At 38.3% G+C, this 13,522-nt stretch carries 7 protein-coding genes; 5 read left to right on the top strand and 2 right to left on the bottom strand.

Annotated features, from left to right (window positions below; all coding sequences use genetic code 11):
* Positions 1-30: 30 nt before the first annotated feature.
* Positions 31-3,954, top strand: coding sequence for a response regulator (locus K5X82_18250; GenBank protein QZT37152.1), 3,924 nt, complete (start codon positions 31-33; stop codon positions 3,952-3,954).
* 189 nt (positions 3,955-4,143) lie between these two features.
* Positions 4,144-5,226, top strand: a complete 1,083-nt coding sequence (locus K5X82_18245; GenBank protein ID QZT37151.1) for an N-acetylmuramoyl-L-alanine amidase — start codon at positions 4,144-4,146, stop codon at positions 5,224-5,226.
* Between the two features lie 187 nt (positions 5,227-5,413).
* Here the strand turns inward: K5X82_18245 and K5X82_18240 are convergent, their stop codons facing one another.
* The gene (locus K5X82_18240) at positions 5,414-6,712 is read right to left on the bottom strand and encodes a voltage-gated chloride channel family protein (protein QZT37150.1); all 1,299 of its coding nucleotides are present in this window, start codon (positions 6,710-6,712) and stop codon (positions 5,414-5,416) included.
* A gap of 259 nt (positions 6,713-6,971) precedes the next feature.
* On the opposite strand from K5X82_18240, the gene K5X82_18235 reads away from it, so the two are divergent.
* Together K5X82_18235 and K5X82_18230 are read left to right on the top strand one after the other, a co-directional pair.
* Positions 6,972-7,757, top strand: coding sequence for a sulfite exporter TauE/SafE family protein (locus tag K5X82_18235; GenBank protein QZT37149.1), 786 nt, complete (start codon positions 6,972-6,974; stop codon positions 7,755-7,757).
* A gap of 89 nt (positions 7,758-7,846) precedes the next feature.
* Entirely contained in the window at positions 7,847-8,530 is a 684-nt protein-coding gene (locus tag K5X82_18230) for a hypothetical protein (GenBank protein QZT37148.1), read from the top strand.
* Between the two features lie 897 nt (positions 8,531-9,427).
* Here K5X82_18230 and K5X82_18225 read toward each other — a convergent pair.
* Positions 9,428-11,869 carry an AAA family ATPase gene (locus K5X82_18225; GenBank protein ID QZT37147.1) on the bottom strand — a complete coding sequence of 814 codons (2,442 nt, stop codon included), beginning with the start codon at positions 11,867-11,869 and terminating at the stop codon, positions 9,428-9,430.
* A 324-nt stretch (positions 11,870-12,193) separates the two neighbouring features.
* Here K5X82_18225 and K5X82_18220 point away from each other — a divergent pair, with 324 nt between their 5' ends.
* Positions 12,194-13,444: a hypothetical protein gene (locus K5X82_18220; protein ID QZT37146.1), complete on the top strand. Its 1,251-nt coding sequence runs from the start codon at positions 12,194-12,196 to the stop codon at positions 13,442-13,444.
* The last annotated feature ends 78 nt before the right edge of the window (positions 13,445-13,522 follow it).

Genomic DNA, 13,522 nt, shown 5'->3' with positions numbered 1-13,522 from the left:
CAGCAACGACTTAAAATATTTGTGATTCTTTTGATTCAACTATTTTTGTATCAAATGCATGGGTATGCGTCTCCTCAATTTCAGTCCATAGATATCGATATCATTCGTTCCTACGGAACAATCCCACGTGGAATTATTCAAGGGCCGAAGGGATACACTTGGATATTTAGTGCCAACAAACTATTAAGATATGATGGAACGAAGATTGTTGACTTCACACCACAATTATCTCAATTCACTCAAGAATCAAATATCGTTAGCATTCAAAAGAAAAACGAAGGAGATTTGATTCTTGTAACCAACAAAGGATCATTCTACAAACTGTACGATAATATTATTGAACCTATATTTCCTAAGGTAGAAGTGGAGCTCAAAGAGTCTAGGGTGACCATTTTCCGTATCATATCTAACAAGATGTGGTTTGGCCTATCTAATGGACAGGTCATATCATTTCATATGGAAACGCACCATATAGGGTATCACTCTGTTCAAAAGAAATTAGGTTATCTAATAGACCTCCACATGACCGACAAAGGGACTGCTTGGGGAGTGACCAATAAAAGAAAATTGGTATGTATGTCTATCAATAAAGACCAATTCGAACAGAGTAAACTTCTCATAAAGCATCATCCTGGTTGGATAAAAATAACTACTGGAAGTTTAGACGATGACCTATGGATTGGTACAGAAACAGAAGGACTATTTCACTATAATAATGGTCGGTTAACTCGGTATAATAAAACACGAAGGAATAGACAATATCGTATTGACAGTAATATTATCTTTTCCCTACTGAAAGACGATCGAGGACACATATGGATTGGTACAGATGGAGCTGGTCTCATTGAGCTCTCATCTAAAGGGAGCATACTATCTCGTTCTATGCATCAAGCATACAACGAACGATCCTTAGGGAGTAATGCTATTGTGGCTCTCTCTCAAGTCACTCCATCAGTAATGTGGGTCATAACCAATTTTGGGAAAGTACGCACCTACACTCCCCCTCTTCAAGGAATGAAATATCTTTATGGAAGAAGACAGTCTACCCCTACCCGTGTACTGAGCATCTTCATTGACAAGAAACAAAGAGTTTGGTTTGGTAGCGATGGCTATGGTCTCTATTGCAACGACAAAGGCAAGGTGAGGCAGATAAACACACGCACCAATAAGATTAATGGAAATTATGTGCAAAGTATTCATGAAGATAACGATGGAAACATATGGTATGGCACCTACCAAAGTGGTATTGGCTATCTCGATAAAGAAGGAAAGAACCATAATATAGCACTTGTCAATAATAGTGGCATCACCATCAAAGACATACGTTGTATCTTTAAAGATCACCTAGGAAACATTTGGATAGGAAGTAACTTAGGAATACACTGTATTGATCCTGAAAAGAATATCATTGCTTCTTACAGTTTAAAAGAGATTCAACATGATTACAATCCGGTCTTTTTTATCGAAGAGACGCGTGAAGCTCATCTAATCATTGGCTCTTATAAACATTTAATTGTTTTAGAAAATCCGAGAGATCCAGAAAAGCTAATTGTTCATCATCTTAAAGGTCCAAAAAAAGAGGCCATTAATCTAGTCGATGGGATTAAATTAAAAAACTTCTCATTCTATTTTGCTACCGCAAATCAAGGAGTCATTCATTGGAGAGGCAACTTAAGAAACGCTATCAAGAGCACAGAAGCATGTCCAGAGAAAGATATTCTATCCCTTGAAGCAGAAGGTCAATCGGCCCTCTGGTTCTCGACAAAACAAGGAGTTGTAAGACATGACCTAAAAGAGAAAACAAACATTCGTTGGGATGAGCAACATGCTGAAGTACTCTCGCATTACACCAGCCACTGTAGCAATACGGCCAACGGAATAATATATCTTGGAGGACAAGAAGGGGTCACTGCAATCGATCCTCAAAAATTGAATCCCAAAAACGATCCAAATCAATCATTTCCAATCCTAGTAAATCAGGTGATGATCGGCAACAAAGAAGCGAATCAACAGATCCCTACGCAGGTAACCAAAGGTTACAACTCCGTCGAATCACTATTGATCCCTCATGATATGAATGCTTTGCGTATTGCTTTCTCTAGCAATAATACGCTTAGATACTTCGACGAGAATTATCGTTACAAATTAATTCCTTTCGACAAAGAGTGGATTAATAACCCATCTCACAACGAGATTAATTACACCAATATACCTGCTGGAAAATATCGACTGATTATTGAGAAACACCAGGAAGGACAAAGCATCGAGAAAAAGACTATCCTAATCACCATCTTACGCCCCGTTTGGTTCCGATGGTGGGCCATCCTCATATATGTTGTCACCATTGGAGCCATCATCTTCGGTTTCATTCATTTCATAACCAAATGGAGACTACTAAATGAGAAGCTTGAACTGGCCTCATGGAAACATAATGAGAAAGAGAAGTTTTTCTCGATGAAAATGGACTTCTTTTCTAAAATGTCTCATGAAATACAAACACCTCTCACTCTCATCATGCTTCCCATTGATGAGATGATAACCCAGCTCGACAACCATCCTCTGATTCAAAAACAGTTAAAAGGTATTAAGAACAATGCAGGACGTCTATCGACTATTGCCAAGAATATGCTTTCAACCAAAGAGAGACAGTCTGAATTCGAATCATTAAATAAAGAACATCATAATCTCGAAAAACACTTACAAGACACATTAGAAGCTTTCACCGACCAAGCTAAACATAAGCATATTCAGCTAAATATGGATTTCCTTGCTCAGGACAACATCTTTGAATACGACAAAGAGAAGATGGAACACGTATGGTATAACATCCTCTCCAATGCCTTTAAATTTACCCCTGAGTATGGAAATATTCATATCGAAGTTACCTATAACGCTAAAAAGCAGATGGTTCAAATAACCATTAAAGATAGTGGCTGTGGTGTTCCTAGCGAAGAACAAGAGCGTATCTTCGACATGTTCTATCAAAGCCAACAGGGAATAAAAAAAGGTGGTACCGGTATTGGCTTAGCACTATGCAAAGACTTGATGCATCTTCATCAAGGTTCCATTCAACTTTCTCCTTCTCATGCTGGGGCGACTTTTATCCTTCGTTTTCCTCAGAACAAGATGCGTAGCAGCCTAAATCAATTTAAACATACTCCCTTGCCTAATATGGGGCTTACAATCGATGAAAAAAGACACAATAATGACCACCATAAAAAATCAATTCTTATTGTCGAAGACCATCCTGAGATGCGTCAATACCTCTCCAACTACTTATCCGACAGCTACCATATTGAGACAGCAACCAATGGACAAGAAGCATTAAGTAAAATACAAACACAACTATTCCACATGATCGTGAGCGACCTTCAGATGGAAGGTATGACAGGGACAGAACTTTTCACAATATTAAAACAAAACCCCAAAACACAAGATATTCCCTTCATTCTAATCACAGCCAACCATAGCAAGAAAGAGAGGCTCGATGCCCTTAAACTTGGGGTGGATGACTATATACAAAAACCCTTTGAAGCGGAAGAGCTTAAACTACGCATCAAGAACTATATCTTCAAGAAAAAAAACACTGTCTCCTCATCTCATGAATTTATATTTAAACACCATGTCAATAGTTTTACTCATAAGTTAGAACTGATCATCAATAAAGAGATGTCTAAAGGACAAATATCCATGGAGGAGATAGCCCAAAAACTTAACATGAGCTACTCATCACTATACAAAAAGACTAATGCAGAGACAGGGATAAGTCCAAACGAACTATTAACACGAAAGAGAATGGTAAAAGCACAACACCTACTCGTTTACACTGACAAGAGTATCTCCCAGATCACTTTTGAATGTGGATACTCTGATCCTAAATACTTTTCTAAAGCATTTAGAAAGCAACATCAAGTAAGCCCAAAAATGTACAGAGAAAACAATCTTAAAAACTAAAACAGAAACAATAATTTCCAATATAAAAATTATATATTCGGTGCTCTGTTTACTATTCATAAAAAACGATTATAATCTCATGTACACAAATACGAAATGGGCTAATGCTTTTGTCACTCTTTTGTTGAACAATATCTCCTTCTCACGGTTATAAGAACAGAGACGTAAATCATAATTTTCAACGAGCGTATGGCATTAAAAACCATTCATAACGTAATGAACAACATCAATCGACACACAAAACTCCTTCTTTTTATACTCTTTTCATTTGTAGGAACGATCGTTTTCGGACAATCAAACTACAAATATATTATTGCGAAAGAAGGAGATGGAATATACCGGATCCTTGAACGAAATCACCTAGATCCGATCAAGTATAAAAAGAAGTTTATTGCTCTCAATGAGAAAAAGATGGGCAAAAACGAGCAAGTATATGCTGGAGTTAAATATAAATTACCACTCGTCGAAACAACAAAGTCGTCAAAACCAACTCTTGTAAAAAGTACAGCGAAAAGTAGACCTCCTCTGGCTATCAAGAAATACAAAATCTTTGGAAGCAAATATGACACCGTTCATATTCGAAACAATCAACTAAAAGGTTGTGTATTTTACCTTGTAAGCGGACATGGTGGACCAGACCCAGGAGCCATTGAGACGATAGAGAACAAAATGATTACAGAAGATGAATATGCTTATGACGTCACGTTAAGACTCGGAAGAGAACTTATTCGTAACGGTGCCAGAGTATATATTATCACTCGTGACCCCAAAGATGGCATTCGGGATGACAAATTCCTAAAGAACAACAGCAATGAACTGTGTTATCCCAACAAAAAGATCCCTCTAAATCAAAGAAAACGACTACGTCAACGTGCCAATGCCGTAAATACGCTATACAAAAAAAACAAAAACTATAAATACCAGAGACTCTTAGTACTACATGTGGATGCACATCTTATAACAACTCGTATTGACCTATTTTTCTACTACTTCAAACGAAGTAGAACAGGTAAAAACATGGCTTATAATATGCGAGAAATAATCCGACAGAAATACGACCAATATCAACCACACAGAGGGTACAATGGTAAAGTAGTCTCAAGAGATCTTCATATGCTATCAATGACCGATCCACCAACAGTCTTTATAGAACTTGGAAATATCAAAAACAGCAGAGATCAAAAACGCCTCCTTCAACCAGGCAACCGTCAACTGCTTGCAGAATGGATGGTAGAAGGTGTCATTTATGACTATAAAAAACAGAAGAAATAATACACAATACTAATATAGCAATAAGTTACACCTAATTTATTGGAACTTAAAAGACGGAAGCAGAACCGAAAAATATAGAGACAAAGGTTAGTACAAAACAACACTCCGTCTGATACATTCACATCCAACACCATGTCACAAAAAAGGAATATGCCTAACATATCCCTTTTTCGATAATGAGAAAACTCTAATTTTTCTTCTCTGCATCAATCTGAGAAAGAGTCTTTCCTTTCTCGTCTTCATAACTCCAATGTTTTGGGCTACCTACGATCTGCGCACTATAGATACTTGAATGTCCAGAGAACAGGTAAGCAATTACACAAGCAATAGCGATGTATACTGCAGCTTCTGCACCAAACAACTCGATACCCATCATCGTACATGCAATAGGAGTATTTGTTGCACCAGAGAAGACTGCCACAAAGCATACTCCAGCCAATAAAGAGATCGGCAATGGTATCCAAAAAGATAATGCACTACCTAAAGTTGCACCCACAAAGAAAAGTGGAGTAACCTCACCACCCTTAAATCCGGCACCTAAGGTAAAAGTTGTAAATAGTATTTTCACCAAGAAATCATACCAATTCATCTGCTGTGAAAAAGAGTCCACAATGGTTGGAACTCCCAAACCAATATATTTTGTATCGAAGTTCATACCCCAAATCACAAGTGCAAGAACAACACCCCCAACAACAGGACGTAATGGAGGGTAATTGATTTTCTTAAAAAGGTCTCCCCAAAAATGAACTCCTTTGGAGAATAACATTCCGGCCAAACCACAAAAAACACCAGCCAATACAACCCACAAGAAGTTCTGTACTTCGAAACTTGGCACACTAAAAATCTCATAATGCGTATGATGCACATTAAACAAGCGACAACCATAATCAGCAAATACTGCAGCCAATACCGAAGGAACGATAGTATCATAGCGCATACGCCCAATCGTAAAAACCTCCAATGCAAAGATCGCTCCTGCCAAAGGTGTTCCAAAAACAGAAGCAAAACCAGCAGCCACACCACAAGAGAGTAGAATACGTCGATCCCGCTTATCTAGCTTCAACCATTTGGTAAACTGATCGGCTATTGCACCACCCATCTGTACAGCGGTACCCTCTCGTCCAGCCGACCCACCAAAAAGGTGAGTGATAACCGTCCCGATCAACACCAATGGTGCCATTCGCAACTGTATTATTTTCTTCGGACTATGGAACTCTTCTAATAACAGATTGTTTCCTTTCACAACTCCTTCGCCCCAATAGTAGTACATCAAGCCAATGGCCAAACCTCCAATAGGCAACCCAAAGACAATCATCATATGAGCATTTCTAAAATCAGTAGCCCAATGTAGCGACTTTAAGAAGAAAGCCGAAGCTGCTCCTGCTAATAGCCCTACGAGAAGAGATAACAGCAGCCATTTGATAAGATATCCAAGTATTGCAACTTGTTGCACTTGTGACATCTTCCCTTTAATATGCTCAAACATAGCTTATTATTACAATTAATACATTTCAAAGCACCTATATAGAGGCAACTTCTTGTTCACGAGAGACAAAAGTAATGTCAAAAAGATAAACACTTCATATAAATGGTGTTAAAATCATCATAGATTTATAAAACAGCATCCATGTCATCTTTAAGACCATTTATAATCATGAAATGCGTTATAAGGCTAACGAACACACTTTGATTCCACAATAAAGTTTTATATTTGTCTCTTCAAACGTAACAGACGAAATTAATTTATGGTTCAACTTTTACTCATTCTGATTGGAACTATTGCTGGAATAGTAACAGGTATCACAGGCGCCTCAAGTGTGATGGTAGTCGTTCCTCTTCTAAGTATCTTATTAAATTTCTCCATTCACCAAGCTATCGGTACAAGCTTAGTAGTAGATGTTGTTGCACCTCTTTTTATCTCACTTACGTACTTTAAGAAAGGTCATATTAAGATCAAAGAGTGTATTTCAGTTCTTTTAGGAACTGTACTTCTTGCTCCTATTGGATCATACTTCTCTGACATGGTCCCCGAAAGAGGATTAGGCTCATCATTCGGAGGTTTTATGATAGTGTTGGCCATCATGATATTCCGAACTGGAGCAAAACAAAAATTTAACAAGCAGGACTCTTCATCTCTACCCTCATATTTAAGACACCCAATCACCAGAATAGCACTATGTTTCATCTTGGCTGGAGCCAGTGGATTTATGACAGGTTTTATGGGAGCAGGAGGGGGAACGAACCTACTTCTTATCCTCATCTTATTTTGTGGCTATTCTCTTCACGACGCACTCGGAACGTCCATATTAATGATGGCATTAACTGCCAGTGCAGGAGTAGCAGGCCATCTATACTATGGAAATGTAAATTTCAGTGATGGTATTCTTGTTGCAGTAGTAGCTACAATAGCAGGAACGATTAGTGCCAAGAAGATGAGTAATTTAAATGAAAAAGCACTCTCCTATTTTATGGGAGGAACTTATGCAACTCTTGGTATTCTTATGGTTCTACTAAATATGTTTTACAACTAATCGTTTTTTATTATATTTGTGCCTTACCCTCTTCCTTTACCACGAGAAGTTAACATCACAACATTAGACAACTAATAAAAGATATTGGAATGCGATTATTTAGATCAGGCCTGTTGCTAGTAGCCATTTTTGCTTGTACAACTCTATTTGCACAAGAGAACACAACTGCTACAACTGCAAATACAGCCAAAACGACAACAGCTCAAACATCAACAACTCAGACGAAGAAAGCGGTACGTAAACCTCGTCCTAAGTTCACATTGATGGACAAAACGATTGATCAGCAATTTGATTTGATCTATAATAGATCAACCAAATATCAAGAGTATAAGGTAGTTAAAATTACTTGGTACCAAGATCTACATAAAAACATTAAAGATTCGTTGAGTGCTAAAACTTCTTTATGGAAAGAGGCAAATACTGAAACCATCAAGTTGAAAGCTAAAGTTGAAACACTAAATAACGAACTAACACAAACAAAACAGAACCTTGAAGAGGTGACAAATCAAAAAGACAGTTTAGGTCTTTTTGGAATGCTGGTAGAGAAGTCTACTTACCAAACGATCCTTTGGAGTATCATTGTTGTATTAATCATCTTAACAGTAGTTAGCTTCCTATTATTCAAACGTGCTCATGTCGTAACGAATAAGACCCAAGAGAAGTTAAATGATATTCAAGAAGAGTTTGAAACACATAGAAAGCGTGCATTAGAAAGAGAGCAAGTATTGGCTCGAAAACTACATACAGAACAAAGAAAAAATCAGTCGTTCTAACATAATAACTTCTTTCAGTTATTTATCTATTCGCAACAACACAACACTAGATCGATCGATTCTGAATAAGGCAACACATTTTTATTGGGTTGCCTTATTTTTTTGAGCCTCCTAACCATATTTCTCAACAACCATCCTCTAATCGTAAAACAAACCCTAGAATAGGATAAGAATGATTATACCTCAAAAAGCTACAGACGAAATTTAAAGCACTCCTTTAATAACATCCAAGAGTTCTATACTTGCAAAACAGTTTCCAGACAAAGCCTCACAACCACTATCAACAAAGCGGAGCACAACAAATTAACCCTACTTCCACCCCCACAACTCAAAGCCACAAAGTCAAAATAGACTCACCAACAACCAAACCAATACCATACAGCGACCAAGCCATTACTATACACTGACGAAACAAACACTATACAGTAACACAAAAGGGACTTAACACGAAGCAACAACGGTTCGAATACGGTGATCCTTCGAAGTTCGTTCATAGTTCGTTCGAAGTTCATTCGAAGATTCCGCCTTTTTAATGAGGGAGCTTCGAATGAACTTTGAAGCATTTTTGAATGATCACCGTATTCGAACCGTTATAAGACCGAGTTTAAACCGTTATAAGGCAGGGGAAAACAGCTGTTTATCTATAGCATAATAGGTGCAAAGAGGGGGTGTTGCTATATTGGGGACGGTGTAAAATTATCTCTGTATAAATTTTGAGATATTTTTATTCTTAAATACAAATATCTCAGACTGAGTTTAACATACCCGTCCTGTTTAATGTAATCATCTCCCTATGGTATATTGAGTTGGAATGATATCATACAGAAAATATAGAGCAGAAGGTTGATGGAATCGACTAAACAAGGCCTATTTTATCTCATCAACGATCTGATGACACTAGGATTGTATCAGTTCCGAGAGATAAGTTAATCGTTCGATCTGTTTGGTGTTGCTAGCAGCACGACGCAAAGCTCCTCTATTTCCAACAAACACAACTAACTTCTTTCCTCTAGTCATTCCAGTATAAACAAGGTTACGGGTCAGCATAGTAAAGTGCTGGTAAGCCAATGGAATGATCACCGCATCGAATTCACTCCCTTGAGATTTATGGATAGTTATGGCATAAGCTAGGTCGAGATCCACGAAATCATCGGCACTATAGACGACTTCTCTCTCTCCACTCTTGTCCTTGTAGACCACACCTATCTTTTTCTTACGAGGCTCAATGGTGCTGATATGACCAATATCACCATTAAAGACTTCAAGGTTATAGTTATTTCGTTTTTGGATCACACGATCTCCTTCACGCAATGTGTATTTACCCACTTTTACCTCTTTGTCTCTCTCCCCTTTAGATGGGTTGACTTGGTATTGAATGCAGTTGTTTAGATTTTCAGTCCCTAGAATACCTTTGGTCATTGGTGTAAGCAACTGTATTTCGAGACCTTTGCCATAATACTGTTCGATAGTGGTACAGTAGAGACGAAGAATCATCTCTAATGCATTTAACCCATAATGGATAGATGAATAGGGTGATATTCTATTGAGTATATGACGTAACCCTTGGTTCTCTGATTCACTCAATGCCACTTGCGTTAAGTTGGTTCGTTTGAATTTCTCTGGCACTTCAAAACCATCCCAAGTGTATCCATCATAATCCATTGGATTGGAACTCTGTTGGTCATCTACGACTTGTGACGCAAAATACTTTTTCACCCTTCGGATAAAATCTGACTGTTCTTGTGTAGCCACTTCACTATCGATAAACATACAGTCCTCTTTCTGCTTCCATAAGACGGGCTCTTTAAACGGAGTACGTATCTCAGGCAACACCCCTTCATTCAACTGGTGTGCATAACGAATGATAGCACTCGAAGCCGCTTGTCTAAACACAGAGGAGAGTCGAAATACAGGAACCTTATTGCTTTCAATCATATCGTGAAGCACATTTCCAGCACCTACCGATGGCAACTGGTCAACATCCCCAATGAACAACACTTGTGTCTGATCACCAATGGCACTCAAAAGATGAAACGAAAGCTGGATATCCAACATAGAGGTCTCATCGATAATCAGGAAATCCACATCTAGTGGCTCGTTCTCATTAAATTTGAAAGAGTTGGTGATCGCATTAAAAGAGAGCAAACGGTGAATGGTTTTGGCCTCAACACCAATAACATCTCCCATACGTTGAGCGGCCCGACCTGTTGGGGCAGCAAGCATCACTTTGAGTTTTCGCTCTTGTAGTAGCTTAACCAATAGCTTTAAGGTGGTCGTTTTACCACAACCGGGACCACCGGTAAGGATAGAGATCGGACATTTCAGTATGCTAGCAATAGCATCCCGTTGTTCTTCAGAGAGCGGAAAAGGCTCGCTCTTCTCTAACTTTTCAAATTGAATTTTATTTTTAGACAAAGATGGCGCATAGTCTTCAAGGATTAATGATCGAATCTTATCTCCAACGATATCTTCAGCCTCATATAAAGCATTGTCATAATAGGCCTTCTCTTGGTCTATAAGACGTGATTTAATGCTAGCATCTTTCTCTAGAGAGAGCAACACTTCACTCAGCAGGTCCGTTGAGACACGGTCGTCTAAACGCTTTAATTTCTCTTCGATATGATGATGTAATAGATAACAGTTCCCCTCCTCTTTGGAGCGGGAAAGGACATAGCGCACCATAGCTTTTATTCGTTGTGGACTTTGTGGTTCGATCCCTGTAGCCAGGGCAATCGCATCCGCTCGAACAAAACCGATGCCATGCAACTCTTCAATAAGTCGATATGGATTCTCTTCGATTACCTTAGGCGCAGACGCACCATATCGATCCATTAATTTGGTGGCATAACTAATGGGGATGTCATTTGTTTGAAGATATTGTACCATAGTACGAGTAGCACTATGGTTTTCCCATGTCTTCTTTATTTTAGATAATTTACTTTTTGAGATACCAGGCACATCAAGCAGCTTTTCGATGTCGTTTTCAAAAACATCGAGAGTATGATCGCCAAAGTGACGAACAATCTTACGAGCCATAGCAGGCCCCACTCCAGAGATAAGACCTGATCCCAAATATTTTTGAAGCGCATCTAATGATTCAGGCTCCTTCTCTACAGCTCTTTTCACCTCGAACTGTCTTCCATAAGATTTATGCTGAATCCATTTTCCGAAGAACTCTAGGGTCTTTCCCACGAATAGATCCTCTCCATACATCACCACCGATATGGTTCGGTGTGATCCTGAAGGTTTCACTTTTAAAACAGTCCAACCGTTCTCTTCGTTTCGATAAGTAATTCGTTCCACAACGCCTTCTAGCTGCTCTTCAACCATAGTATTCAAATAGGATTTAATAAGAGTAAATTTACAGTTAATATCTTCAAAGTCAAAATAGGACTTTAAACAAATAAAGGATTAAAACAAATAAAAATAACCTATTATAAAACATACACATATAAAACACTGGCTACCAGCCACAAGGAGACATACAGTTAACATTAAGGACATTTATCATTGCATCATTGAAAACAAACTAAATTATTATAATATTTTTGGGATAGGCTAACTGAATTGGTATTCAAAAGCTCCAATCTGAAAATATAACGCAAAAAGTAAATATAAAACAGAATCATGACATCGAGTTCAAAAACCCAAAAACCGAATTACATGGGGCCATTCCTAATAATGGTTTCATTGTTCTTTATCGTAGGTTTCCTAACTGTGGTAAACCAACAATTCCAAGCCCCTCTTAAAGGTGCATTTCTTTCAAATGTTGGCGCATTAAAAAATACACTAACAACATTCATTACTTTCGCATTCTTCATGGGATATCCAGCAATGGGTAATATCTCATCTAGATGGGTAGACAAAAATGGTTACAAATCGACACTTATTCGCGGTTTGATCATGCTAGTAATGGCATTAGGTATTTTCGAAGTTTCTGCATTCTCTAATGACATTTTAGGAACCATGTCGATTGGCGAAGGTGAAACACTTCCATATGCATTTATCATTTTCTTTATTGGATCATTCTTTTTAGGATGTGCATTGGCTGTACTACAGGTAGTGATTAACCCATATTTGGTAAACTGTGATGTAGAAGGAACATCTTCTGTAACTCGTATAAACATTGGTGGTGCATCAAACTCTATCGGTACAACATTGGCACCTTTCTTTGTGTCTGGTATTGTATTTGCTGGAACTGCAAACCCATCGGTAGATCAATTGTATGTACCATTTGCTGTCTTGATGGCAACCGTTGCATTAGTTGCATTGACTGTAAGTAAACTACACCTTCCAAACATTAGTTCAGAAGGAGCAGATGAAGAGACAGTAGATGATGGAAAGAGCGTATGGTCATTCAAACACCTTAAGTATGGTGTAATTGGTATTTTCGTATATGTAGGTGCTGAGGTTTGTATCGGAGCAAACATTACACTTTTCGCAGAGAGCAGTGGTTTCACAGGCGATGTTGCATTCTTAGGAAAAGTAATGAAAGAAGGTGCATTGATGGCTTCTCTTTACTGGTTCGGAATGCTAGTAGGACGTCTATGTGGATCATTCCTAGCTAAAGTTTCTGGACAACTACAACTTAAAGTTGCTTCTCTGGTTGCCACTACACTTATTGTCCTAAGTATGGTGTTGAAGAACCCATGGTTATTGGTAGGAGTAGGCCTAGTACACTCAATCATGTGGGGAGCAATCTTTGCATTAGCAGTAAACAAATTAGGTAAATATACATCTAAAGGATCAGGTGCATTAATGATCGGTGTAGCCGGTGGTGCTGTACTTCCTTGGATGCAAGGTATCTTCGCTGACATCTTAGGTGGATGGGATATGACATGGGTTATTGTAATCTTATGTGAACTTTATATCCTATGGTATGCAATGGTAGGTTACAAGCCAAGCAATGCATAATCATTGAGATCATTCGGTGAATAATAAAGAGAGAAATCCACTGATGGGTTTCTCTCTTTTTTTTATTTAAACACTCAT

The organism is Prolixibacteraceae bacterium (genome assembly GCA_019856515.1).
In the GTDB taxonomy this organism is placed as follows: Bacteria; Bacteroidota; Bacteroidia; order Bacteroidales; family Prolixibacteraceae; genus Halosquirtibacter; species Halosquirtibacter xylanolyticus.
The sequence above is the reverse complement of the archived record's forward strand: the minus strand, read 5'-3'. Positions and strand labels throughout refer to the sequence as shown.

Bases quoted from the DNA above. Each gene is read 5' to 3' on its own strand.
- K5X82_18230 (QZT37148.1), top strand. From the start codon at position 7,847: ATGCGATTATTTAGATCAGGCCTGTTGCTAGTAGCCATTTTTGCTTGT.
- K5X82_18245 (QZT37151.1), top strand. From the start codon at position 4,144: ATGGCATTAAAAACCATTCATAACGTAATGAACAACATCAATCGACAC.
- K5X82_18235 (QZT37149.1), top strand. From the start codon at position 6,972: ATGGTTCAACTTTTACTCATTCTGATTGGAACTATTGCTGGAATAGTA.
- K5X82_18220 (QZT37146.1), top strand. From the start codon at position 12,194: ATGGGGCCATTCCTAATAATGGTTTCATTGTTCTTTATCGTAGGTTTC.
- K5X82_18240 (QZT37150.1), bottom strand. From the start codon at position 6,712: ATGTTTGAGCATATTAAAGGGAAGATGTCACAAGTGCAACAAGTTGCA.